This window comes from Nonomuraea thailandensis (genome assembly GCF_024172165.1).
Taxonomy (GTDB): Bacteria; Actinomycetota; Actinomycetes; order Streptosporangiales; family Streptosporangiaceae; genus Nonomuraea; species Nonomuraea thailandensis.
Window position 1 is genome coordinate 6,050,348 of sequence record NZ_JAMZEB010000002.1, and the last position, 24,110, is coordinate 6,074,457.

The 24,110-nt window shown below is 72.7% G+C and carries 24 protein-coding genes; 17 read left to right on the plus strand and 7 right to left on the minus strand.

Translation table 11 applies throughout. From position 1 onward, the window contains the following. Positions 1 to 111: 111 nt before the first annotated feature. The 11 genes from HD597_RS31270 (at position 112) to HD597_RS31320 (ending at position 11,070) form a co-directional block, all read left to right on the plus strand. Entirely contained in the window at positions 112 to 1,515 is a 1,404-nt protein-coding gene (locus tag HD597_RS31270; protein ID WP_253746661.1) for an aminopeptidase P family protein, read from the plus strand. 136 nt (positions 1,516 to 1,651) lie between these two features. Further along, the gene (locus tag HD597_RS31275; RefSeq protein ID WP_253746662.1) at positions 1,652 to 2,443 is read left to right on the plus strand and encodes an MlaE family ABC transporter permease; all 792 of its coding nucleotides are present in this window, start codon (positions 1,652 to 1,654) and stop codon (positions 2,441 to 2,443) included. After that, positions 2,443 to 3,297: an MlaE family ABC transporter permease gene (locus HD597_RS31280; RefSeq protein ID WP_253746664.1), complete on the plus strand. Its 855-nt coding sequence runs from the start codon at positions 2,443 to 2,445 to the stop codon at positions 3,295 to 3,297. The genes HD597_RS31275 and HD597_RS31280 overlap by 1 nt, the downstream gene beginning before the upstream one ends. 4 nt (positions 3,298 to 3,301) lie before the next feature. After that, positions 3,302 to 4,315 (plus strand): MCE family protein, encoded by a 1,014-nt coding sequence (locus HD597_RS31285; protein WP_253746665.1) that lies wholly within the window; start codon positions 3,302 to 3,304, stop codon positions 4,313 to 4,315. Continuing rightward, positions 4,315 to 5,358: an MCE family protein gene (locus HD597_RS31290; RefSeq protein ID WP_253746666.1), complete on the plus strand. Its 1,044-nt coding sequence runs from the start codon at positions 4,315 to 4,317 to the stop codon at positions 5,356 to 5,358. The genes HD597_RS31285 and HD597_RS31290 overlap by 1 nt, the downstream gene beginning before the upstream one ends. Further along, the gene (locus HD597_RS31295) at positions 5,355 to 6,374 is read left to right on the plus strand and encodes an MlaD family protein (RefSeq protein ID WP_253746667.1); all 1,020 of its coding nucleotides are present in this window, start codon (positions 5,355 to 5,357) and stop codon (positions 6,372 to 6,374) included. Before HD597_RS31290 ends, HD597_RS31295 begins: the two co-directional genes overlap by 4 nt. After that, a complete protein-coding gene (locus HD597_RS31300; protein ID WP_253746668.1) occupies positions 6,371 to 7,396 on the plus strand; it encodes an MCE family protein in 1,026 nt (341 codons plus the stop codon). The genes HD597_RS31295 and HD597_RS31300 overlap by 4 nt, the downstream gene beginning before the upstream one ends. Continuing rightward, entirely contained in the window at positions 7,393 to 8,391 is a 999-nt protein-coding gene (locus HD597_RS31305) for an MCE family protein (protein WP_253746670.1), read from the plus strand. The genes HD597_RS31300 and HD597_RS31305 overlap by 4 nt, the downstream gene beginning before the upstream one ends. Then, a complete protein-coding gene (locus HD597_RS31310) occupies positions 8,388 to 9,755 on the plus strand; it encodes an MCE family protein (protein WP_253746671.1) in 1,368 nt (455 codons plus the stop codon). The genes HD597_RS31305 and HD597_RS31310 overlap by 4 nt, the downstream gene beginning before the upstream one ends. Next, positions 9,752 to 10,456 (plus strand): hypothetical protein, encoded by a 705-nt coding sequence (locus HD597_RS31315; protein ID WP_253746672.1) that lies wholly within the window; start codon positions 9,752 to 9,754, stop codon positions 10,454 to 10,456. The genes HD597_RS31310 and HD597_RS31315 overlap by 4 nt, the downstream gene beginning before the upstream one ends. A gap of 17 nt (positions 10,457 to 10,473) precedes the next feature. Then, positions 10,474 to 11,070 carry a 4'-phosphopantetheinyl transferase family protein gene (locus tag HD597_RS31320; RefSeq protein ID WP_253746674.1) on the plus strand — a complete coding sequence of 199 codons (597 nt, stop codon included), beginning with the start codon at positions 10,474 to 10,476 and terminating at the stop codon, positions 11,068 to 11,070. A 92-nt stretch (positions 11,071 to 11,162) separates the two neighbouring features. On the opposite strand, the gene HD597_RS31325 is transcribed toward HD597_RS31320, so the two are convergent. Further along, the gene (locus HD597_RS31325) at positions 11,163 to 12,095 is read right to left on the minus strand and encodes a cation diffusion facilitator family transporter (protein ID WP_253746676.1); all 933 of its coding nucleotides are present in this window, start codon (positions 12,093 to 12,095) and stop codon (positions 11,163 to 11,165) included. A 33-nt stretch (positions 12,096 to 12,128) separates the two neighbouring features. Between HD597_RS31325 and HD597_RS31330 the strand changes: the two genes are divergently transcribed. The 3 genes from HD597_RS31330 to HD597_RS31340 are packed head-to-tail and all read left to right on the plus strand — an operon-like array spanning position 12,129 to position 15,026. Further along, entirely contained in the window at positions 12,129 to 12,587 is a 459-nt protein-coding gene (locus HD597_RS31330) for a MarR family winged helix-turn-helix transcriptional regulator (protein WP_253746679.1), read from the plus strand. Positions 12,588 to 12,646: 59 nt separating this feature from the next. Beyond that, a complete protein-coding gene (locus HD597_RS31335) occupies positions 12,647 to 13,297 on the plus strand; it encodes an LppX_LprAFG lipoprotein (protein WP_253746680.1) in 651 nt (216 codons plus the stop codon). Between the two features lie 10 nt (positions 13,298 to 13,307). Beyond that, positions 13,308 to 15,026: an MFS transporter gene (locus HD597_RS31340; RefSeq protein WP_253746686.1), complete on the plus strand. Its 1,719-nt coding sequence runs from the start codon at positions 13,308 to 13,310 to the stop codon at positions 15,024 to 15,026. A gap of 77 nt (positions 15,027 to 15,103) precedes the next feature. Here HD597_RS31340 and aspS read toward each other — a convergent pair whose 3' ends face one another. The 5 genes from aspS to HD597_RS31365 all read right to left on the minus strand — a co-directional run bounded on the left by aspS (position 15,104) and on the right by HD597_RS31365 (position 20,783). Continuing rightward, positions 15,104 to 16,366: an aspartate--tRNA(Asn) ligase gene (gene aspS, locus HD597_RS31345; RefSeq protein WP_253746688.1), complete on the minus strand. Its 1,263-nt coding sequence runs from the start codon at positions 16,364 to 16,366 to the stop codon at positions 15,104 to 15,106. A gap of 296 nt (positions 16,367 to 16,662) precedes the next feature. Beyond that, positions 16,663 to 18,057 (minus strand): ribosome biogenesis GTPase Der, encoded by a 1,395-nt coding sequence (der, locus tag HD597_RS31350; protein ID WP_308210722.1) that lies wholly within the window; start codon positions 18,055 to 18,057, stop codon positions 16,663 to 16,665. A gap of 39 nt (positions 18,058 to 18,096) precedes the next feature. Continuing rightward, positions 18,097 to 18,753: a (d)CMP kinase gene (gene cmk / locus HD597_RS31355; RefSeq protein WP_253746692.1), complete on the minus strand. Its 657-nt coding sequence runs from the start codon at positions 18,751 to 18,753 to the stop codon at positions 18,097 to 18,099. Positions 18,754 to 18,807: 54 nt separating this feature from the next. Continuing rightward, the gene (locus HD597_RS31360) at positions 18,808 to 20,157 is read right to left on the minus strand and encodes a carotenoid oxygenase family protein (RefSeq protein WP_253746694.1); all 1,350 of its coding nucleotides are present in this window, start codon (positions 20,155 to 20,157) and stop codon (positions 18,808 to 18,810) included. Further along, positions 20,154 to 20,783 (minus strand): TetR/AcrR family transcriptional regulator, encoded by a 630-nt coding sequence (locus tag HD597_RS31365; protein WP_253746698.1) that lies wholly within the window; start codon positions 20,781 to 20,783, stop codon positions 20,154 to 20,156. The genes HD597_RS31360 and HD597_RS31365 overlap by 4 nt, the downstream gene beginning before the upstream one ends. Positions 20,784 to 20,902: 119 nt before the next feature. On the opposite strand from HD597_RS31365, the gene HD597_RS31370 reads away from it, so the two are divergent. Genes HD597_RS31370 through HD597_RS31380 form a run of 3 tightly spaced genes read left to right on the plus strand, consistent with a single transcriptional unit; the run spans position 20,903 to position 22,855 of the window. Further along, on the plus strand, positions 20,903 to 21,751 hold the full coding sequence (locus HD597_RS31370) for a glycosyltransferase family 2 protein (protein WP_253746699.1): 849 nt from the start codon (positions 20,903 to 20,905) through the stop codon (positions 21,749 to 21,751). After that, on the plus strand, positions 21,744 to 22,640 hold the full coding sequence (locus HD597_RS31375; RefSeq protein ID WP_253746700.1) for a glycosyltransferase family 2 protein: 897 nt from the start codon (positions 21,744 to 21,746) through the stop codon (positions 22,638 to 22,640). The genes HD597_RS31370 and HD597_RS31375 overlap by 8 nt, the downstream gene beginning before the upstream one ends. Positions 22,641 to 22,660: 20 nt before the next feature. Then, positions 22,661 to 22,855 (plus strand): DUF2795 domain-containing protein, encoded by a 195-nt coding sequence (locus HD597_RS31380; RefSeq protein ID WP_253746702.1) that lies wholly within the window; start codon positions 22,661 to 22,663, stop codon positions 22,853 to 22,855. Between the two features lie 61 nt (positions 22,856 to 22,916). On the opposite strand, the gene HD597_RS31385 is transcribed toward HD597_RS31380, so the two are convergent. After that, entirely contained in the window at positions 22,917 to 24,065 is a 1,149-nt protein-coding gene (locus HD597_RS31385) for an NAD(P)/FAD-dependent oxidoreductase (RefSeq protein ID WP_253746704.1), read from the minus strand. Positions 24,066 to 24,110 lie beyond the last annotated feature (45 nt).

The window sequence follows — 24,110 nt, forward strand, 5'->3', positions numbered from 1 at the left end:
AAGCCTGCATCCAGGCAAACAAGCCCGTGGGGACGGAGTCAATGGGTCCCGTAGGCTGCTTGGCGTACGAAATTCCGTACAGAGACCGAAATATCACCCAAGGACTGCCAGATGACCGAGCCGCTCAACACCGGAAGCCACGATCTGCCCGTCACCGAGGAGCTGGCCGCGTTCATGCGGACCGGCTGGGGGAGGCGAGGCGCGGCCGAGGTGAGCGCGCGGCCGATCGCCCCCTGGGCGGCCAAGCGGCGGGCCGCGCTGGCGCAGCGGTTCCCGGGCGAGCGGCTGGTGATCCCGGCGGGCACGCTGAAGGTGCGCAGCAACGACAGCGACTACCGGTTCAGGCCGCACAGCGCGTACTCGTACCTGACGGGGGCGAGCGAGTCGGACGACGTGCTGGTGATCGAGCCGTCCGGCGAGGCCGTCCTGTACGTCAGGCCGCGCGCCGCGCGCGAGGAGGGCCAGGAGTTCTACCGCGACCGCCGCTACGGCGAGTTCTGGGCCGGCCCGCGCCCCGACCTGGCGGAGGCGGCCGAGCTGTACCAGCTCGACTGCGCCCACATCAGGGAGCTGGACCTCACGGGCCCGGCCAGGGTGCTGCGCGGGGTGGACGCCACGGTGGACGCCACGGTGGACGCCCGCGTCCCGCGGGGCGACGGTGACGCGGAGCTGGAGTCGTTCCTGTCGGAGATGCGGCTGGTCAAGGACGAGTGGGAGCTGGGCGAGCTGCAGGGCGCCGTGGACGCCACCGCGCGCGGCTTCGAGGACGTCGTGCGCGCGCTGCCCCAGGCCCTCGCCCACCCGAGGGGCGAGCGGTACCTGGAGGGCGTGTTCGGGCTGCGCTCGCGCCTGGAGGGCAACGCCGTCGGCTACGACAGCATCGTGGCCGCCGGCGCGCACGCCTGCGTGCTGCACTGGATCCGCAACGACGGCGCGCTGGACGCCGGCGACCTGCTGCTGATGGACGCGGGCGTCGAGGCCGACACCCTCTACACCGCCGACGTCACCCGCACCTTCCCGATGTCCGGCCGCTTCAGCGCCGTGCAGCGGCAGGCGTACGAGCTGGTGTACCAGGCGCAGACGGCCGCCATCGCCGCCCTGCGGCCCGGCGCCCGCTTCCGCGACTTCCACCTCGCGGCCATGCGCGTCATCTGCGACGGGCTGCGCGACTGGGGCCTGTTCAAGCAGTCCACGGACGAGCTGATGGAGACGGGCCTGTACCGCCGCTACACGCTGTGCAGCAGCGGCCACATGCTCGGCCTGGACGTGCACGACTGCGCCAGGTCCCGCTCCGAGGTCTACCTGGACGGCGTCCTGGAGGAGGGCCACGTGCTGACCGTCGAGCCGGGCCTGTACCTCCAGCCGGACGACCTGACGCTGCCGGAGGAGCTGCGCGGGATCGGCATCCGGATCGAGGACGACCTGGTCATCACCGCGGGCGGCGCCACCCTGATGTCGTCGGCGCTGCCCCGCCACCCGGACGAGATCGAGTCGTGGATGGGCGCCCTGCTGTAACGGAACGGCCACTATTCGTACCCGGCTGACAAGGGACGAGCCGGCCCTCATACCTTTCGCGCAAATTCCCGCCAAGCCATGGCCTACTGGACAACCCGTCAGTAGGGTTGGCGATCCGTAGGCGGCGGAGGTGGTGATGGCCTGGTCCGGGTACGTCGGGCGGCGGGCCGGCTCGGCCCTCGGCCAGGTCGGTGACCTGTTCGTCATCGTCCTGGAGGGCCTGCGCCGGAGCTGGGACGTCAGGCGCTGGTGGTGGGAGTTCGTCGACCAGTGCTGGTTCCTGGCCCGCGTCACCAGCGTCCCGGTGCTGCTGGTCGCCCTGCCCCTGGGCGCCACCGTGGCCTTACAGGTGGGCGAGCTGGCCAGGCAGCTCGGCGCCGGCTCCGCCACCGGCAGCGCGGTCTTCGTCGGCCTCATCCGCGAGGTGGCGCCGCTGGCCAGCGCGCTGCTCATCGCCGGGGCCGGCGGCAGCGCGATGACCTCCGACATCGGCGCGCGGCACATCCGCGACGAGCTGAGCGCGATGGAGGTCATGTCGGTCAATCCGATCCATCGCCTGGTCACGCCGCGCATGTGGGCGGCCAGCACGATCGCGGTCTGCCTGTGCCCGCTGGTCATCGTGGCGGGCGCGGCCGGCGGCTACTTCTTCAACGTCGTCGTGCAGGGCGTCACGCCCGGCGCGTACTTCGACGGGGCGCTGTCGCTGGTCGTGGCCTCCGACCTGTACGTGACGCTGTTCAAGGCGTGGATCTTCGGGTTCGTCGCGGCGGGCGTGGCCTGCTGGAAGGGCATGACGTGCGCGACCAGCCCGGTCGGGGTGGGCCGGGCGGTCAACCAGGCCACCGTGGTGACGTTCATGCTGGTGTTCACGCTCAACTACGTGATCTCGGCCGTGTACTTCCTGGCCTACCCGCCGAGGTCGCTCTGATGGTCACGCGGACCGCCGGCCTGCGGATCGCCCTGAAGGGGCGGGACGCGGCCGAGCGGTTCGCCTCGCTGGCCGACTGGCCGCTGTTCGTGTGGCGGGTGCTGTTCTACTCCGTGCGCGACGTCGTGCTGCGGCTGAAGTACTTCAAGGTCGTCATCCGGCAGGTCAGCGACGTCGTCGTCGGCGTCGGGGCGACCGTCATCGGCGGCGGCATGATCTTCGTGGTGTTCACGATGGCGTTCGTCGTGGGCGCCACCGTGGGCCTGCAGGGCTACCAGGGGTTGCAGGCCATCGGCGCGGAGTCGTTCATGGGGCTGGTCGGCAGCTTCGCCAACGTCCGCGAGATCACCCCGATCATCGCGGCCACGGCGCTGGCGGCGCAGGTCGGCTCGTCGTTCACGGCGGAGCTGGGCGCGATGCGGATCTCCGACGAGATCGACGCGCTGGAGGTGATGGGCATCAACGCCTTCACCTACCTGATCTGCACCCGCGTCGTGGCGGCGCTGCTGGCGCTGGTGCCGATCTACCTCATCGCGCTGTTCGCCAGCTTCTTCGCCACGCGGCTGATGTGCACCGTGCTGTTCGGGCTGGCGCCCGGCGTCTACGACTACTACTTCTACCTGTACCTGCCGGTCAGCGACATCGTGTTCAGCGTCGCCAAGGTCGCGGTGTTCGCCTTCGCCGTCATCGTGATCCACTGCTTCCACGGTTTCCACGCCACGGGCGGGCCGGTGGGCGTGGGCGTGGCGGCGGGCCGGGCCATCCGCCAGTCGATCGTCACGATCGTGCTGCTCAACCTGCTGCTGTCGTACCTGTTCTGGGGCGGCGGCGGCAACATACCGCTGACGGGGTGAGCCGGTGGCCCGAGCTGATCTCCCTCTCGCCGCCCGGCTGGGCATCGCGCTGGCCGTGCTGGCCGTCTTCGCCGCCGCGGCCCTGTACGCCGTGCGCGCCGCCACCCAGGTCCCCGGCACCCGCATCGACGCCGTGTTCGGCCGGGCCGGCCAGGGCCTCGACACCGGCTCCCCCGTCAAGATCCGCGGCATCACGGTGGGCGAGGTGACGGGCCTGTCGCTGGACGCCGGGGGCCGGGCCGTGGTCACCATGCACGTGACCGTCAGGCTGCCCAGGACGACGGTCGCCACCGTGGAGCCCGCGTCGGTGTTCGGCCCCAAGTTCGTCGGCCTGGAGCCGGGCTCCGGCGAGACCACCGGCCCCTACCTGGCCGCCGGTGCCGTCATCACCGACACCCGGGACCCGCTCGACCTGTCCGGCACGCTCGGCGACGCCTACGAGGGCCTGGACGCGGTCGATCCGCGCGAGGTCACGGTCATCGTGCACACGCTGGCCAAGGGGCTGGAGGGTCAGGGAAGCGACCTGCGGGAGCTGATCGGCGACGCCGGCGACGTCGTGGACGTGGCGCACCGGCACCGGCAGCGGGCCAGGCAGTTCCTGCACGACGCGGCGCTGCTGGGCACGGCCCTGTCGGACAAGGGCGACGACCTCGTGGCCATCTCCTCCGACGTCAACGTCATCACGCCGGACCTGCTGGAGCGGGCCGACAAGGTCCGCGTGCTGCTGCAGGAGATCACCTCGGTCTCCGGCCAGGTCACGCACGGCCTGGCCGAGCACCGGCAGAACCTGCGGGCCGGCGTGCACTCGGGCGAGCGCGTGGCCGCGCTCATCTACGCCCAGCTCGGCCTGGCGGGCGACGGCGTACGCGGCCTGGGCAGGCTGGTGGACCTGCTGAACGAGCTGATCGAGGCGCCGGGCCCGGGCAACAGCCGCCAGCTCCAGGTGGAGGCGTTCGTGGCCACCGACATCTGCGAGCTGATCGTCGGCGCCTGCGGCCCGACCGACGGGAGGCGCTGATGGAACGCGTGCGCCGCCGCTGGACCTTCCTGCGTTTCGTGCTGTTCATCGGCCTGACCGTGTCGCTGATCGTGTTCATCGCCGTGCAGATCGCCCGGGTGAGCACGGGCGGCGGCTACCGGCTGACCGCCGTCTTCGACGACGTGTCGGGGCTGGTCGAGGGCGACCAGGTGAAGATCGCCGGAGCGCCGGTCGGCCAGGTGGACTCGATCAGGGTCGTGGACGGGCGGGCGGAGGTGACCATGGAGGTGCAGGACGCGGTCAGGGTGCCGACGGACACCGAGGCCGCGATCCGCTGGCGCAACGCCGTCGGCCAGCGCGTGGTCTACCTGCTGCCCGGCACCGCGCCCGGCAGGCTGCCGCCCGGCTCGCGCATCACCCGCACCTCCTCCGTCGTGGACATCGGCGAGCTGGTCAGCGACCTCGGCCCGCTCACCCGCAGCCTGGACCCCGAGCAGATCAACCAGCTCCTGACGGCCGCCGCCACCTCGCTCAAGGGCAACGACCGCAACATCCCGCGCCTGCTCGACAACGTCAACGCCATCACCACCACGGTCGCCGAGCGCAAGCAGACCATCGAGCGGCTCCTGGAGGACTACGCCACCGTCACCGGCGTGGTGGCCAAGCGGGACGCGCAGATCGAGCGGCTGGTGGACAACCTGGTCACGCTGTCGGAGGCGTTCGCCGACAACCGGCGGCTCGTGGACGACGCGCTGGTGGAGCTGTCGGCCACCTTCCACACCTCCGACGAGGTGCTCGGCAGGAACGCCGACGAGCTCGGCCGGCTGGTGGACAACCTGTCGGGGCTCACCGGCGGCATCAGGCGGCACGTGGGCGAGATCGACAAGGTGGTCGGCACCTTCCCGCCGCTGCTCACGCGGGCGTACTCGTCGGTCAACCGGGGCCACTACTTCATCACCGCCGTCCCCTGCCTGGCGCTCAGCGCCGCGCCCTGCCCGTACGGGATGCAGACGCCGCCGCCGCTGCGCAACACCCGCATCCAGAGCGAGAAGGACCTCAGGAAGCTGCTGGTGGGCCGGTGAAGTCCTTCCGTGATCGCAACAAGCACGCCGTCGGCCTGGTGTCGCTGGCCACGCTGGCCGTCGTCCTCGTGGCCACGTTCCTCGTCGGCAACCTCGGGCTGCTGGAAGGCGGTTACACCGTGTCGGGGGTGTTCGTCGACTCCGGCGGGCTGCGCACCGGCAACGACGTGCGCGTCGCCGGGGTGCGGGTGGGCAAGGTGACCGAGGTGCGGGCCGACTACGGCCAGGGGCACGTGGTCGTCACCTGGAAGGTGGACGACGGCGTGCGGCTCGGCCGCTCCACACGGGCCGACGTCGCCCTGTCCAACCTGCTCGGCGGCCGGTACGTCAGGCTCACCGGCGCCGTCGCGCCCCCGTACCTGGACCAGCTCCCCGAGGCCCAGCGGCGCATCCCGGTGCAGCGGACCGGCGTGCCCACCCTCGTCAACGACGCCGTCAAGGACGCCACCAGGCTGGTCGAGCGGCTCGACACCGAGGCCGTGGACGACCTGCTCGCCGAGCTGGGCAAGCTCGACACCTTCAAGCGCGGCCGCGTCACCCGGCTCCTGGACAACATCGGCGAGTTGTCGCAGACCATCAGCAGGAGCGAGCCACAGCTCCAGCGGCTGCTCGACAACGGCACCAGGGTCATGGAGGTCCTGGAGAAGAAGGACGCCCAGCTCGGGCGGCTCATCGACGCCGTCGAGGTGATGCTGAACGAGCTGCGCAGGCGCCGCAACGAGCTGCGCACCATCCTCGGCGACGGCAGCGACCTGGTGCGGAGCACCACCCGGCTGATCACCGAGCACGAGAAGACGCTGGTGCGCGTGCTCGACGACAACGCGGCCATCACCACCCGGCTCAGCGGCAGCACCGGGCGGCTCAACTCGCTGCTGGCGTGGGCGGGGCCGACGTTCTCCGGGCTGGCCACGATGGGCGGGCAGGGGCCGTGGCTGGAGGCCATCGCCACGGGCCTGGGGCCGATCAACCCCGAGGTGCTGGCCGCCATCGCCAAGGACAGGGAGAGCGAGCGGTGAGGCGGCTCGCGGCGGTGCTGCTCGCCTGGACGCTCCTGGCCTCCGGCTGCTCGGTGGGCGGGGCGGGGCCGTACCTGCTGGTGGCGATCTTCAGCCAGGCGCCCTCCCTGTACGAGGAGGCGCGGGTGAAGGTCATGGGACTCGACGCGGGGTACGTGGACCGGATCCGGATATCCGGCGACAAGGTGCGGGTCGAGCTGCGGATCGACCGGCACGTGCCGCTGCCGTCCGGCGTCAAGGCCGTGGTCGCGCCGCAGAACACGCTGGGCGAGCGCAACGTCGTGCTCCACCCGCCGTGGAAGCCGGGCGACGAGCGGATCCAGGCCGGGGCGACGATCCCGCTGGAGCGCACCGACCTGCCGGTGGAGATCGACGAGGCGCTCGACGCGTTCACCAAGCTGACCGACGCGCTCGACGACGAGAAGCTGGGTGACGTGGCGGGCGACCTGGCCGACGGGGTGCGCGGGCGCGGCAGGACGATCAACGACGCGATCGCCGACACCGCCGACCTCACCGGCGTCCTGGCCAAGCAGGACCAGCAGCTCGTGGACCTGGCCAGGAGCCTGAACGAGCTGGCCACCAGCCTCAACCGGCGCGAGCGCCAGGTGACCGGCGCCATCGACTCCTTCTCCGAGGCGAGCGCGATCCTGGCGGAGGAGCGACAGCGGCTGCGCGGGTTCGTCACGGCCATGGCCGGGTTCGTGCGGCGCGGCGACGTGATCATCGAGCAGTACGCGGAACGGCTGCCCAGGGCGGCCACGACGCTGGCCGAGCTGGTGCTGACGGTCCGGGCCAACAGCGCCTCCACCGCGCGCGCCGTCAAGGGCGCCGCCGACTTCGCCGACATCCTGATCGACTCCTGGGACCGCAAGCAGCACGTGCTCAAGATCCGCGTCGTGCTGAACGCGATGACCAGGGCGTGGCTGACGCCGCTGTTCGACGCGCTGAACCTGGGCCCGGTGCCGTGCCTGCCCGCCGGGCTGAGCAACTGCCCCTTCGAACGCCGGGGAGGCTCACGATGATCGGACGGCCGGCCGCCGCGCTGGCGGCGCTGGCCCTGGCCGCCGGGTGCTCGCTGCAGACCCTCGGCGCGACCACCGGCGACATGACCCTGCACGCCGTCTTCGACGACGTGCAGAGCCTGGTGGCCGGGCACAGCGTGCAGATCGCCGACGTACGCGTGGGCACGGTCACCGGCATCCGGCTGGAGGGCTACCGGGCCAGGGTGACCATGTCGGTCCAGTCGGCGCACCGGGTGCCCGAGGGCAGCACGGCCACCGTCGCCAAGACGTCCGTGCTCGGCGAGAACTACGTCCAGCTCGCCCCGCCCGCCGGGAAGAGCCTGGCCGGCGGCCCGTACCTGAAGGACGGCGCCACCATCGCCGAGACCTCGGTCGAGCCCGACATCGAGCAGGTCACCGCCAAGGCCGGGCCGCTCATCGAGGCGCTCGGCGCGCAGGACGTGAACGCCGTCCTGGACGCCGCCTCCACGGCCTTCGCCGGGCAGGGCGACGAGGTGAACCGGCTGATCAAGCAGACCGCGCAGGTCACCGACGCCTACGCCGCCGCCCGCCGCGACCTCGGCACCTCCATCGACGCCCTGGCCAGGCTCGGCGACGACCTGGCCGAGGGCAGCGCCGAGCTGGACCGGCTGCCGGGCACGCTGGCCGCGGCCACCGAACGCCTCGCGCACGGCCGGCGGCACGTCAAGCACACGATCGTCGCGCTCACCAGGCTGGCCGAGCAGGCCAACCTCACCGTCTACCCGCGCCACGCCGAGCGGCTGCGCACGCTGCTGCGCGAGCTGGAGGCCGTCTCCACGGCCATGCAGCGGGGCAAGGAGGACCTGAAGGCGCTGGTGGCCAAGCTGCAGGCGTTCATCGACACGCCGCCGATCACCGTCAATGGTCAGGTGCTGATCTACGTGTGGCTGAAGGGCCTGCTGCCGAGCGTGCGCGGGACCCCCGTTCGCGAGCGGGGCGGGGACTTCAGCCTGTTGCTGGAGCCGCCGCGATGAGAAGCCGCATCTACGTCAACCTCGGGTTCTTCGTGCTGCTGGGGATCGTCATGACGGTCTGGGCGTTCAGCACGATCATCCGGCTGGACGCGATCGAGCGGCCGTACCGGGTGTCGGCCGAGTTCGTCTCCTCCCCCGGGCTGATCCGCGGGTTCGACGTGGCGTACCTGGGCGTCCGGGTCGGCAAGATCGGCGACGTGCGGCTGGCGCCGGGCAGGATCGTCGTCGGCCTGGACATCGACAGGGAGATCCGGCTGCCCAAGGGCGTCACGGCCGAGGTGCGGCGCCGCTCGGCCATCGGGGAGCCGTACGTGGCGCTCTCGCCGCCGCCCACCGGCGTCACCGGGCCCGAGCTGGCTCCCGGCGACACGATCCCGCTGGCCAGGACGACCGTGCCGCTGGACTACAAGAAGCTGTTCGAAGGGGTCGGCAAGCTGCTGAACGCGGTGCCGCCCGAGGACGCCGACACCGTCGTGCACGAGCTGGCCGTCGCCCTGGACGGGCGGGCGCCCGCGATCAGGCGCATCGTCGACGACGCCCACGCCCTGACCGGGACCCTCGCCGACAACACCGAGCTGCTCGACGACCTGTCGGTGCAGCTCACCCGGCTCACCCACACGCTGGCCGGCAGGCGCGGCGAGCTGGCCTCCGGGATCTCGGACCTGAGCACGGTGACGGCGGCGCTGCGGGCGTCCCGGACGGACCTCAACGCCTTCCTCGACCAGGGGCCCGGCGTGTTCGCGCAGCTCGACGCGGCCGTGCGGACGTCCAGGCCGGGATTCTCGTGCCTGCTGACGGCCGCGGGGCTGCCGCACCAGCCCGCCTTCTCGGCGGCGACCGAGCGGAACGTGCACCACCTGCTGGGCATCGTGCCGACCGCGCTCACCCTGGCCGACGACATCAGCGAGCGGCGCGGGGGGACCGTGTACGGGAAGGCGTCGTTCATCTTCAGCGTGCCGGGCGGGCCGGCGCCGGCCGAGGAGTACGCGGGCCCGCTCGGGCCGCCCACCGTGCCCAAGGTGCGCTCCTGCCCCTCCCGCGCGCCCGGCCCCGACAGCGAGCCCGACCCCGAGCCCGGCCCCGATCGCGGCCATCCGGACTCCGGTCCCGCCCCGGACGACGACCGGCACGCCGCCGCCTCCCGGCCCGCCGAGCGGCCTTCCGGGCAGGACACCCCGGAGCCCTCCCCCGAGACCAGCACCAAGTCGCCCAAGGGCGTGGCCGGCACCCGGGCCGCGTCAGGAACCCCGATGGACATCGCCCCGCTGATTGCCGCGATCTTCCTCGCCGTGGTGGTGAGCGGTGGCATCGTGGGCTGGATCGCGGCGGGCCGGGCCGCCCGCCGCCGTGAGGAGTCACCATGACCGCCGAGCCCGAGAGAGCCTCGCAGGCCGAGCCCGAGACGGAGGACGCCCCGCCGGCCGGCCCGGAGTCCGGCCCCGAGGACGCTTCGCGGGCGGAGCCGGACGCGGACACCACGCGCGGCGACGAGCCGCCCTCCCGGGGCAGGCGCTTCACGCGGGCCAAGGTCGCCGGGGCGCTGGCCGCGATGCTGGTGGCCGCGATCGCCGCCACCGCCGTCCTGCAGTGGATCTCCGCCGCCCAGGCCCAGGACGCCCGCGCCGGCCTGGAGTCGGAGCGCGCCCTGCGCCTGGAGGTGTCCGGCGCGGCGAGCGCGTTCAGCCGCGCCCTGCTCAGCTACGACTACCAGGACCTCCAGAGCACCCGCTCCACCCTCGCCGCCCAGGCCACGGGCGACTTCCTGACCACGTACGACGCGGCGTTCGGCGGCGCGATGGCGCAGGTCATCGTCAAGCTCAAGGCCACCTCGCAGGCCACCGTCCGCCAGGTCTACCTGGCGGACGTGGACGAGGCCACCGCCCACGCCATCGTCGTGGTGGACCAGCAGGTGAACACTTCGGAGGCGATCCGCTCCGTCAAGGACTCGCACCTTAAGATCAGCCTTGTCAAGGAGAAGGGGACCTGGAAGATTCATGACGTGACCGTGCTCGGCGCGGCGTCGGAAGACCAGTACAACCTCAACGGCGACGAGAAGAAGGACTGACGATCGGCCCCTTAGCGATGGGTGGTCGCCCCGACGAGGTGCGCGCCCCCGACGAATGGCTCACCGAGGTGGAGCTGGAGCGGGCCGCCCGCTTCAAGTTCGACCACGACCGCACCATCTTCGTCGCCGCCCACCTCCTGGTCCGGCTGTGCGCCGCCGAGGTGCTCGGCGCCGACCCCGCGGAGCTCACGTTGCTGCAGTACTGCGACCTGCACGGCTTCGGGCACGGCAGGCCGTCCATCGAGCAGGCCCCCGACCTCGGGGTCAGCTTCAGCCACACGCGCGGCTACGTGTGCGCGGCGGCGGGTCCCGGCAACATCGGGGCGGACGCCGAGCGCGTACGACCCGGCCCCCTGGACACGGTGCTGGCCGACCGCGTGCTGACCCCGCGCGAGCGCGCGATGGTCACCGGCAACGACGAGCTGATCCGGCACTGGACCCGCAAGGAGGCGCTCATCAAGCGCGGCGAGCTGACGCTCGACAAGGTGAGCGAGGGCGGCGAGGACCTGGCCGGCCGACACCTGCTGGAGTGGAGCGCCGGCCCGGACATCAGGGTCGCGGTCGTCACCGACAGCCCCGCCCGGCGCGTGCCCATCCCCGGCCAGGCATCATGAACGGCAGGCGGCCCTCCCGGAGATCATGAACGGCGGCGGGGCGAGACCGTCCGGGGAGCCATGAACGGCGGCGGGGCGAGACCGTGCGGGGGTCATGAACGGCGGAGCGTCGGGGTCGGGTCGAGGAAGACCTGCCTGACCCCGGGGATCCGCTCCCGCAGCCGCCGGTCCACCTCCTCGCACGCGAGCTCCACCCCCGCCGCGCCGGCCTCGTCCCTGAAGTCGATCTTCGCCGCGACCAGCACCTCACCGGGGCCGATCATCATGGTCAGCAGCTCGACCACGTCCTCCACCTCGGGCTGGGCCAGCAGCACCGCCCGGATGCCGGTCTCGACCCCCTGCGGCGCGGCCTGGCCGATGAGCAGCGACAGGTTCGACCGGATCAGGATGAGCGCGATGACCACCAGGAGCAGCCCGATCGCGACCGACGCGGCGCCGTCCCAGAGCGCGGAGCCGGTGAGCTGCGAGCCGAGCAGCCCCGCACCGGCGATGAGCAGCCCGGCCAGCGCGGCGGCGTCCTCGAACAGCACGGCCTTCAGCGCGGTGTCGGAGGTGAGCCGCACCAGCCGCACGGGTGTCACGTCGTAGCGGCGCGCCTGGCCCCGCAACTGCCTGTACGCCTTGGCGAACGAGACGGCCTCGATGACGAACGAGACGGCCAGCACGACGTAGGACGGCGTCAGGTCGGACAGCTCCTCGCCGTGGCTGATCTCGTGCAGCCCGTGCGTGACGGAGAACCCGGCCCCGCCCACCAGGGTCGCGACCGCCGCCATCATGGCCCAGAAGAACCCGGCCTTGCCGTGCCCGAACGGGTGCCGCCGGTCGGCCGGCCTGCCCGAGCGGCGCACCGCCACCAGCAGCAGGAGCTCGGTGACGGTGTCGGCCGCCGAGTGCGCCGCCTCGGAGAGCATGGCCGCCGAGCCGCCGATCAGCCCGGCGACGAGCTTGGCCAGCGCGATGGTGAGGTTCGCGGCGCCGGCGACGAGCACGGTGCCCAAGCTCTCCCCCGGCTTGCCCTCTCCCATGGCGCTCCACTGTACGTGCGATAGATTGAGATCATGAGCGCGCCTCGCTGGCTTTCACCCGCCGAACAGCGTGCCTGGCGTACGCACCTGGCGCTGCACAAGCTCCTCATGCACCGGCTCGACCGCGAGCTGCAGGAGCACTCGCTCTCGTTGAACGACTACGAGATCCTCGTCAACCTCTCCGAGAGCCCGGGCAGGCGCATGCGGATGAGCGACCTGGCCGACGCGACGATCCAGTCGCGCAGCCGGTTGTCGCACCAGATCTCCCGCATGGAGGCCAAGGGCCTGGTCGTCAGGGAGGACTGCCGTGACGACCGGAGGGGCACGTTCGCGGTGCTGACCGACGAGGGGTGGGACACCATCCAGCGGGTGGCCCCGTTCCACGTGGCGAGCGTCCGCGAGCACTTCGTCGACCGGCTCACCGACGACCAGCTCGACGCGATCGAGGAGGCGTACGCGCCTCTGGTGGAGCAGCTGAAGAAGCTGCGCTGACACCCAACCGATACCGGCGACGGCGCACGGCCTCCGCCGGTGGTCGATACGATCCGGTCATGCTCAGAAGACTCCTCGTCGTGGCCGCGCTCGCGCTGGCGGCGGCGTGCTCATCGGGCGGCGGCGGGGCCGAGCTGCCCGCCGGGCCCGAGTTGATGAAGAAGGCCTCGGAGTCCATGAAGGCCGTCAAGTCGGCCGGCTTCTCGATCGCGACCGAGGGCAAGCCGCAGGTGCCGGTCAAGAAGGCCGACGGCCGGCTCACGGCCGAGGGCGACGCCGACGGCACGCTCACGCTCGACATCCTGGGCACCCTGCAGGAGGTCTCCTTCGCCCTGGTCGGGGAGACGGTGCACTTCAAGGGGCCGACGGGCGGCTTCCAGAAGATGACGCGGGCGCAGCTCGCGCAGTTCTACGACCCGTCGGTGATCCTGGAGCCCACCAAGGGCATCGCGCAGCTCCTGGCCTCGGCCACCGAGCCCAAGGTGGAGGGCGTCGAGGACGGCTCCTACCGGGTCGCCACCACCTTCCCCGCGAACGTCGTCGCGCCGATCGTGCCGGGCGTCACTCAGGGCGTGAACGGCAGGGTCTGGATCGACCAGGCCAGCAGCAGGCTCACCAAGGCGAGCCTGCCGTTGCAGGGCGGTACGGTCACGGTGTCGTTCAGCGACTACGACGCCCCCGTGACGATCACGCCGCCCGCCGCCGGGTGAGGCCGGCCGGATGAGGCGCGCCCGCCGGGTGGTGCTCGGCACAGGCGGCGCGGTGGTGCTGCTGGCGGCGCTGGACGCGTACGTGGTGGTGACGGTCCTCATCGACATCGCCGAGGACGTCGGCATCCCGCTCAACCACCTGGAGCGGGCCACGCCGATCGTGACGGGCTTCCTGCTCGGGTACGTCGCCGCGATGCCGCTGCTCGGCCAGCTCTCCGACCGGTACGGCCGCCGCCCCCTGATCCACGCCTGCCTGGCGGCCTTCGCCCTCGGCTCGGTGCTGACGGCGCTGGCGGCCGGGGAGGTCATGGTGGTGGCCGGGCGTGCCGTGCAGGGGGTGGCGGGAGGCGCGCTGCTGCCCATCACGATGGCGCTCATCGGGGACCTGTGGGAGGAGCGGGAGCGGCCGATCGCCCTGGGCGCGGTGGGGGCGGCGCAGGAGCTGGGCAGCGCGCTCGGGCCCCTGTACGGCGGGCTGCTGGCCGGGATTCCCGGCGCCGTGGTCGCGGGGGTCGAGCTGGGCGGCTGGCACGCGATCTTCTGGATCAACGTCCCGCTCGCCGCCCTGGCCGCCCTGGCCATCCACTTCACCGTCCCGCCCGGCACCCCGTCCACCCGCCCGTCCACCCGCCCGTCCACCCGCCCGTCCGCCCGCGAGGACGCCACGTCCCTCGACGCGGATCCCGCGGCGGCGGGCACACCGGGCGCGCCCGCGACCCCACCGGCGGCGGCGGGCACACCGGGCGTGCCCGCGACCGCACCGGCGACGGCGGGCACACCGGGCGTGCCCGCGACCGCACCGGCGACGGTGGCGGGCCGGGCGGTGACCGGGCGGGTGGACGGGCGGGTGGACGGGCGGATGGACGTGGTCGGCGGGGCGTTGCTCGCGCTGGCGCTGGGCCTGCTGGTCGTGGGCCTGTACAACCCCGACCCCGCCACCGCCGTCCTCCCGCCGTGGGGCCCGCCGGTGATCGCGGCCGGGGTGCTGGTGGCCGTGGCCTTCGTCTGGTGGGAGATCCGCTCCCCCGTACGCCTGCTCGACCTCACCACCACCCGCAAGGGCCCGCTGCTGGCCACTCTGGGCGTCAGCTTCCTGGCCGGGGCCGCGCTCCTGGTGACCATGGTGTTCGTGCAGCTCGCCGCCCAGACCCTGCTCGGCAAGGAGGCGCTGGCGGCGTCGCTGGTCCTGGCCAGGTTCCTGGCGGCACTGACCGTCGCGGCCCTGCTGGGCGGGCTCCTGGCGCGCAGGCTGGGCGACCGGGTCGTGGCGGTGGCGGGCATGGCGCTGGCGGCCGGAGGTTACTGGCTGATGAGCCGCTGGCCGCTCGACCTGGCCGGGTCGGGCCTGGTGATGGACCGCGACCTGGTGGTCGCCGGCCTGGGCCTGGGCCTGGTGATCGCGCCGGTGTCGTCGGCGGTGCTGCGGGTGAGCACGGCGGCGCAGCACGGGGTGGCGTCGGCGGCGGTCGTGGTGGCCAGGATGATGGGCATGCTGATCGGCATCGCGGCCGTGTCGGCGTGGGGGTTCTACCGCTTCCAGTCGCTGACGGCCCGGTTGGACACGCCGCTGCCGTTCGGCGTGGATCCGGAGACGTACCAGCGGCGGCTGGCCGACTACACCGCCGCGGTGCAGGCGGCCCTGCACACCGAGTACACCGAGATGTTCCTGGTGACGGCGTTCATCTGCGCGGCGGGTGCGGCGGTCGCCGTCCTCATGCCGCGCCGCTGAACCTGTGCGGAGCGGGCCCGCCTGAACCGTGCGGAGCGGGCCCGCCCCGCGCAGGAGCGGGGCGGGCACGCTTCAGGTCACGGCGAGAGCCGGTGCAGGTCGCGCGGGAACGCGGTGGCCCAGCGGACGTTGGCCGCGCCGGTCAGCCGCGCCGTCCACCGCTCCAGCCCCAGCGCGAACCCGCCGTGCGGCGGCATCCCGTACCGGAAGGCCTGCAGATACCCTTCGTACGCCTGCGTCCCCTCACCCCGCTCGGCCAGCGCCCGCACGTAGTCGTCGTACCGGTGCAGCCGCTGCCCGCCGGTGACCAGCTCCATCCCGCGGAAGAGCAGGTCGAACCCGTTGGAGTACGCGGGCCGTTCGGGGTCGGGATGGGTGTAGAACGGCCGCTTGGCCATCGGGTACCCGGTGACGAACAGGAAGGCGGACCCGTGCTCCCGCTCCGCCCACTCCGACAGCCACCGCTCCTGCGCGGGCGCCAGGTCGGGCTCGCCGGAGGAGGTCAGCCGCTGCGCCTCGGTGAAGTGCACGGCGGGGATCTCGGCGGGCACCGCGGGCAGGGTGAGGCCCAGCAGGTCGAGTGCGGCGGCGGCGCGCAGGCGTACCGACTCCGTCATGCCCGCCACCACCTCCCGCAGCACGGCCATCACGTCCCGGTGGTCGCGGACGAAGCCCAGCTCGGCGTCCAGGCTGGTGTACTGGGCCAGGTGCCGTACGGTGTCGTGCGGCTCGGCGCGGAAGACGGGCCCCACCTCGTAGACCCGCTCGAACACCCCGACCATCGCCTGCTTGTAGAACTGGGGCGACTGGGCGAGGTAGGCGGGCCGCCCGAAGTAGTCGATGCCGAAGACGTTCGCGCCGGACTCGGTGGCCGAGCCGACGATCTTGGGTGTGTGGATCTCGGTGAAGCCGAGCCGGTCGAGCGTCTCGCGGAAGCCGGCCACGCCGGCGGCCGAGATCTCCAGCCCGGCCCGCAGCAGCGGGTGCCGCAACGCGACCGGCGCGTGGTCGAGCACGGTCGGCAGCGCCGCCCCGACGGCGGGCCTGTAGAGGTCGAACGGCGGCGCCGCGCACGGCCGCGCGAGCACGTCCACCTCGGGCGCGACCAGCTCGTAGCCGCCCGGCGCCTGCTCGCCGGCGACGACGGTGCCGGTGACCCGGACGACGCTCTCCTCGGGCGGCAGGTCGCCGGTGGCGACCACCTGCGCCAGGCCGGTACGGTCCCGGACGACGAGGAAGGACACGGACTTGAGTTGCCGGCGGCGATGGACCCAACCGGCGATCGTCACTCGTTGGCCGGCGTGCTCAGCGAGCTCCGCCGACATGACACGAGAGATCATCACAGCTCCTGTCAAGGAAGTGCATGACCCCTTGGGAGTGCGGGAGAGAAGGGAGCTCTCGGTGCCACCGCACTTTCGCCGCCCCGCGACGGGGACGGCCTCGGCGACCCTGTGACGGGGGTCAGGCCGGCGGGGCATTTCCTCCCCGCACTCGGGAGTGTCTTCACCGGCGGGGCACGGCGCCGCCTTCGCAGCTACCGGCGGCTCTCTCGGCCCGTGCGGGCCCGCTGGCTACTCGTCTCCGTCAACGTGTTGCCGCCGATCCTACGATCAACGCGGGACCGGCGGCAAAACGATTACTTGTCCTTCTTGGGGCGCTTCTCGCGGATCTTCATCGTCACCTCGATCGGCGACCCGGCGAAGCCGAACTCCTCGCGGATGCGCCGCTCGATGAAGCGCCGGTAGGTGTCCTCCAGCCACCCGGAGGTGAACAGCACGAACTTGGGCGGCTCGACGGACGCCTGCGTGGCGAAGAGGATCTTCGGCTGCTTGCCGCCCCGCACCGGCGGCGGGGTCTGCTGCACCAGCTCGGTCAGGAACGCGTTGAGCCGGGACGTCGGCACCCGCGTGGACCAGGAGTCGAGCGCCTTCTCCAGGGCGGGCACGAGCCGGTCGACGTGCCTGCCGGTCTTGGCGGAGATGTTGACCCGCAGCGCCCACGGGGTGCGGACGAGCTGCCGGTCGATCTCCTTCTCCAGGTAGTAGCGCCGGTCCTCGTCGACCAGGTCCCACTTGTTGAAGGCCACCACCATGGCCCGGCCGGACTCGATGACCAGGCCGATGATGCGCAGGTCCTGCTCGGTGAGCGGCTCGCTGGCGTCGATCAGCACGATCGCCACCTCGGTGCGCTCCAGCGCCGCGCGGGTGCGCATGGCGGCGTAGAAGTCGGCGCCCTGCAGCTCGCGGTCGCGCCGCCGGATGCCGGCGGTGTCGACGAAGCGCCAGGTGCGCCCGCCGAGCTCGATCAGCTCGTCCACGGGGTCGCGGGTGGTGCCCGCCATGGGGTCCACCAGCACCCGCTCCTCCCCGGCCAGCTTGTTGAGCAGGGAGGACTTGCCGACGTTGGGCTTGCCGAGCAGCGCGACGCGGGCGGGCCCGCGCTCGGTGCCGAACGTGACCGCGGGCGTCTCGGGCAGCGCGTCGAGCATCACGTCGAGCAGGTCGCCGCTGGATCGGCCGTGCAGGGCCGAGACAGGGTACGGCTCGCCGAGCCCGAGGGACCACAGCGCGGCGGCCTCCAGCTCGAGCTGCTGGTTGTCGACCTTGTTGGCGGCCAGGATGACCGGTTTGCCGGACTGCCGCAGCACGGAGCCCACGATCTCGTCGGCGTCGGTGGCGCCCACGGTGGCGTCCACGACGAACACGATCACGTCGGCCAGCTCGACCGCGACCTGGGCCTGCTCGGCGATGCGCAGGTTCATGCCCGTGGCGTCAGGGTCCCAGCCGCCGGTGTCGACCACGGTGAAGCGGCGGCCCCGCCAGTTGGCGTCGTAGGTGACGCGGTCGCGGGTGACGCCCGGCACGTCCTCGACGACTGCCTCGCGGCGGCCGATGATGCGGTTGACCAGCGTGGACTTGCCGACGTTCGGCCGTCCGACGATGGCGACGACCGGCAGCGGCGCACTGTGGTGCTCCTGCTCGTCGATCTCCAGCTCGTCGAGGTCAGCCTCGACCCAATCCCCCGTTGACACGATTCTTCGTCCTTACAGTGAGTACCGCACCTGAACGGTTCAGGTGCGCTCCTTGACCAGTCTCAGCACCTCCGCGACGACCTCATCCAGGGTCAGCGCGGTGGTGTCGAGCTCGATGGCGCCAGCCGCCATCGAGAGCGGGTCCGTCTTACGTGTTGAGTCCAGGGTGTCACGCCTGGCCATGGCCTCCTGCTGCGCCTCCACGGTGGAGCCGGCCACCTCGGCGCTGCGCCTGCGGGCGCGGGCCTGCGCACTGGCCGTCAGGTAGATCTTGACGGCGGCCCGGGGCCAGACGACCGAGCCGATGTCGCGGCCCTCGACCACGATGTCACCGGCGCCGATGATCTCCCGCTGCAGCGCGACGAGCCGCGCGCGCACCTCGGGCACGGCGGCGACGGCCGAGACCGCTCCGGTGACCTCGGCCCGCCGGATCGGCTCCGCCACGTCCACGCCGTCGACGTGGATGGCGGGGCCGTCGGGGTCGGTGCCGGAGACGATCGCGGGCTCGCCGCAGCGGGCCGCGACGGCGGCGGGGTCGGCCAGGTCGACGCCCTGCTGGAGCATCCACCAGGTCATCGCGCGGTACATCGCCCCGGTGTCGAGGTAACGCAGGCCAAGCGCGCGGGCGGCTCCGCGCGACACGCTCGACTTACCCGACCCCGAAGGGCCGTCCATGGCGACGACCAGACCGGTCACGGCCTCTCCCTCTTCACGTGTTAGGTCCAACCTGAAGAGGCTACCGCCTCCGCGTCAGTCGCCGATCCAGCTTCCGTGGAAGCCGAGCGGCACCCGGGCGGGCAGGTGCACGGTGGCGACCGGCTCGCCGGTGAAGTCCTGCGCCGAGAGGATCACCAGGTCGGCGGCTCCCCGGGACGGGTCGTTGACGAACGACAGCACGTAGCCGTCGTCCTCGGCCTCCCCCGCGGCGACGAAGACGGGCTCGCCCGCGTACGCGCCGCGCCCGAGCCGCCGCGACTCCTGCGTGCCCCGCCGCAGGTCGTGCTTGATCAGCGTGTTGTGGAACGCCTCGTCCGGCAGGTCCTCCAGCTCGCCGCCCACCAGGTCGACCAGCTCGCGGGTGGCGGCGGTGTAGCCGTAGCGGTAGGGCCGGCCGGTGCGGCGCTCGTCCATGCGCGGGAACTCCTGGGCGCGGTCGTCGAGCCGCGTCTGCCGGACCCGGCCGGTGGTGAGGTCGATCCGCCACCGGTCCAGCGCGGGCGAGCCACCCAGGTCGAGCCGCGCGTCCACGAACCCCTTGGGGTAGCTGACCACGTCCACGACCACCTCGCCGCCGTCGTCGTAGGCGTTGAGCGTGTGGAAGACCCAGCACGGCGGCGCGTCCACCCACCGCAGGTCGCCGCTCTCGCGCGACATGAGCCCGATGCGCGGGGGGTGGTCGTCGTTCCACGCGTACGGCAGCCGGTCGCCCCGCTCGGCGTGGGCCATGCTGAACGTGACCGGCAGGTCGTAGATCACCACGAACCGCTCGGTGAGCGCGAAGTCGTGCACCATCGGCTTGTCGGCGACCGGGATGTCCGTGACCCGCTGGACCACGCCCTTGGGATCGAGCACGAGGTGCTGGTGGTGGTCCCAGCCGAAGAAGTACGCCAGCGCGTGCAGCTCGCCGGTGACCGGGTCGAGGTGGGTGTGCGCGGCGAACCCGCCCGGCAGCCCGCCGTCGAAGTCGCACGCGCCGATGGTGTCGAGCTCGTACCCCAGCTCGTACGGCAGCGCCCCCGCCTCCACAGTGGCGAACGTGCGCCCGCCCAGCCCGATGACGTGGGTGTTGGCCGAGAAGTCGAGGCCGGCGTGCACGGGCCCCGGCCTGGGCTCCTCGCCGAGCCGCTCGGCGACGCGGGCGCTGCGGACCCACCGGTTGCGGTACCACTCGGCGCGGCCGTCGCGCAGCCGCACGCCGTGCACCATGCCCTCGCCGAAGAACAGGTGGCCGGCGCTGGTGTCGTCGAGACTGAGCGGGTTGGGGCCGTTGCGCAGGTAGCGGCCGTTCAGCTCGGCCGGGATGCGGCCGGTGACGTCGAGGTCGAACGCGGTGATCTCCTCGTTCACCGGGGCGAATCCGTCCTTGAAGGGAGTGGTCATGGCGTGCCCCTTTCATCGTCGGAAGCCAGGAACGGCGTCAGCACCGAGGCGCAGAGCAGGCGGTAACGCCGCGCGGCCACGTCCCCGTCGAAGTGGCCCAGGATCTCCAGGCTCACGGCGCCGTGGACGGCCATCCACAACACGTCGGCGATCTCCGCGGCCTCGGCCCCGCGCAGCGTCCCGGCCTCCAGGCAGCCGGCCACCTCGCGCACCAGCAGCTCGAACGTGCGCCTGGCCGCCCGCACCGCCTCGGGGCTCGGCTTCAGCCCCGGCAGCGCCCCCAGGAACATGACCCGGTAGTAGTCGGGCTCGCTCAGGGCGTACTCCCGGTAGGCCATCAGCCCCCGGTGCAGCAGTTCGAGGGAGTCGTCGTGCGGCGGCACGGCCAGCAGCGCCCGCTCGAACCGGGCGAACCCCTCCAGCCAGAGCGCCTCGCCGAGCCCGTCCTTGCCGCCGAAGAGGGTGTAGATCACCTTGGTCGAGCAGCCCACCTCGCCGGAGATCCGCCGCACGGTGAGCGCGGCCGGGCCCTCGGTGACGAGCAGCCGCTTGGCCGCGTCGAGGACGGCCGCCCTGACGACGCTCTGCCCCTCGCGCTGGGCCTGCCGGTACGCGGAAACCGTCATGGTGGGTAACGCCGTTTCTTTGCGGTAACACTGTTACCTCTCTTCATACGCCTTCCCGGAGGGCCCGTCAACGGCGCCGCCGGAGGAGTAAGGCCGTCCCCTCCGGTAAGTGACATCGTGTGAAGAACGGAGCCCGCGTCACGGTGGTCGTGGCGAGCAAGGACAGGCTGCGGGCGCTGACCCGCTCGCTCCCCCTGCACCCGCGCCCGGTCATCCTCGTGGACAACGGCTCCACCGACGGCACCGTCACCTTCGTCCGGCGCCACTTCCCCGACGTCCACGTGGTCGAGGCGGGCAGGAACCTCGGCGCCCCCGGCCGCAACATCGGCGTCCAGATGGCCGAGACCCCCTATGTGGCCTTCGCCGACGACGACTCCTGGTGGGCGCCCGGCGCGCTGGATCGGGCCGCCGACGTGCTGGACGCCCATCCGCGGCTCGCGGTCCTGGGCGCGCGCGTGCTGGTGGGCCCGGAGGAGCGGCTGGACACGGTGTCGGAGCAGATGCGCGACTCCCCGCTCGGCGTCGAGCCTGACCTGCCGGGGCCGAGCGTGCTGGGGTTCCTGGCGTGCGGGGCGGTGGTGCGCAAGGAGGCGTTCCTCGATGCGGGAGGGTTCGACGACGTGATCTTCTTCTTCGGCGAGGAGGAGCGGCTGGCCGTGGATCTGGCCGCGAAGGGATGGGGGCTGGCGTACGTGGACGACGTGGTGGCGCACCACCACCCCTCGCCGGCCAGGGACCCGCGCGGCAGGCAGGTGCTGGCCGCGCGCAACGCCGTGCTGACGGCCGTGCTGCGCCGCCCGTGGCGGGTGGTGGCCAGGCGCTCCCTTGAGGCGCTGAGGGGCGGCTCCGCGGGCCGTGAGGGCCTGCGCACGGCGGTGCGCAGGCTGCCGCGGGCGCTGGCCGAGCGGCGCGGGCTGCCGGTCTCCGTGGAACGGGCGCGGCGCACGCTGGAGCGCAGCGATGACTGATCCGCGCGTGGGCGCCGTCGTGATCACCTGGAACCGCCGCGAGGAGGTGCTCACCGCGCTGGGCCGCCTGCTCGCGCTCCCCGAGCGGCCCCAGGTGGTGCTGGTGGACAACGGCTCGGCCGACGGCACCGCGCAGGCGGTCGCGCGGGCCTATCCCGAGGTGGACGTGGTCGCCCTGGACGAGAACCTGGGCGCGGTGGGCCGCAACGTGGGCGTGGAGCGGCTGCGCACGCCGTACGTGGCCTTCGCCGACGACGACACCTGGTGGGCGCCGGGCTCACTGGCCCGGGCCGCCGACGCGCTGGACGCCCATCCCCGACTGGCCGTCGTGACGGCCCGCATCCTGGCCGAGCCCGGCGGGCGCGACGACCCGATCGTGGCCGAACTGCGCGACTCCCCCGTGACCGGGCCCGGCTGGCTGCCCGGCCCCGCGCTGGGCAGCTTCCTGGCGGGCGCGTCGGTGCTGCGGCGGGAGGCGTTCCTGCAGTGCGGCGGCTTCTCGCGGCGGCTGTGGCTGGGCGGCGAGGAGGAGCTGCTGGCCGTGGACCTGGCCACGGCGGGCTGGGAGCTGTGCTACCTGGAGGAGCTGACCGTCCACCACCAGGCCTCGGCGCAGCGTGACGCGCACGGCAGGCGGCGGGTGGGGCTGCGCAACACGCTGTGGTTCACGTGGCTGCGGCGGCCGCTGCGCGCGGCGCTGCGGCGCACCGTGCACCTGGCCAGGACGGTGCCGCGGGACCGCGTCTCGGCGCTGGCGGCCCTGGACGCCCTGCGCGGGCTGCCGTGGGTGCTGGCCGAGCGGCGGCGCGTGCCGCCCCGCGTGGAGGCCAGGCTGGCCAGCCTGGAGGCGTCCCAGGAGAACTCGCGGGCCCGCCGTTACGTCTCGTGAACGGGGGGCAGCAGGCGGATATGAGCACTGCACCCAACCCGATCGACCTGCAGAAGCACCTGAGCGGGGTCGACTACCCCGCCTCCAGGGACGACCTGGTCCAGGCCGCCCGCGACCACGACGCGGGCGACGACATCGTCCAGGCGCTGCAGAACATGCCCGACCGCCAGTACGACGGCCCGAACGCGGTCAGTGAGGCGGTCACCAGACGCTGATGCGTGGGGGTGCGGTGGGCGGGGCCGGTCCCGGCCCCGCCCACCGCGCGTCCGCGCCCGCTCACGACGGCCCGGCCGTCAGGCCGAACGTCCAGACCGGCACCAGACCACGCTTGAGCAGCTTGAACGTGATGATCGGGCTGCTGCTGACCGTCTCCTTGTAGGCGATGGCCGCGCGCCCGGTCAGGTACCACCGGCGCGGGGTGTCGTCGGGGCGGGTGAACTGGATGACGGCGTCCCGGCGGCCGAGGCTCACGGGCTGGTGCACATACCCGAACCTGAACGGCGGGGGCGTCCTGCCGCGCAGCGTGGCGGCCAGCGAGTCGGCCGCGCCGAGCCCCGTGGGGATGCCGCCCTGGCAGGTGCCGTGCATGACGCCGAACTTCTGGGTGACCGCGGCGGCGTCGCCGACGGCGTAGACGTCCGGGTGGGAGACCGACCGCAGCACCGGGTCCACCACGATCCGGCCGCGCTCGTCCACGCTCAGCCCCGACTCCGCGGCCAGGGGGAGGCCCTTGGTGCCGGTCGTCCAGAGCGTGGCGTCGGAGTGGATCAGCTCGCCGTCGTCCAGCTCGACGCCGTCGGGCAGCACCTTGGTGATGTGCACGCCCGCGCGCACCTCCACGCCGAGCCGCTCCAGCACCCTGTCCATGTACGCCCGCGCGCCCTGGCCCATCATCGAGCCGGGGCGTCCCCTGGTGAGCAGGACGACGCGCAGGTGCGGGCGGGCCTCGGCCAGCTCGGCGGCCGACTCGACGCCGGTCAGGCCGCCGCCGGCGACGACCACCGTGCCCTGGGCGAGGGTGTCCAGGTGCTGCGCGAGGCGGACGGCGGCCGCGTGGTCGTCGTAGACGTGGGCGTGCTCGGCGACGCCGGGGACGCCCGCGTCGGTCATCGTGCCGAGCGCGTAGATCAGCTTGTCGTAGCCGAGGGTGCGGCCGGCGTCCAGCCGCACCTGCCGCTGTACCGGATCGATCGCGGCCACCCGCCCCAGCACGAACGCAACGCCGCTGCCCGCCAGCACCTCGGTCAGCGCATGGTCGGCCAGCCGCTCACCCGCCGCCGTCTGGTGCAGGCGCAGCCGCTCGGTGAACCTGGGCGAGGCGTTCACCAGCGTGACGCGCGCGCCCGTGGAGCGGGTCCTGCGCGCGACCCTGATGGCCGCCGTGACGCCGGTGTAGCCTCCGCCGATTACCAGGATCTCGGTCATGTTCGTTGCCTCCTCGATTCGTGCTCGCAGACGGATCGGGGAGGC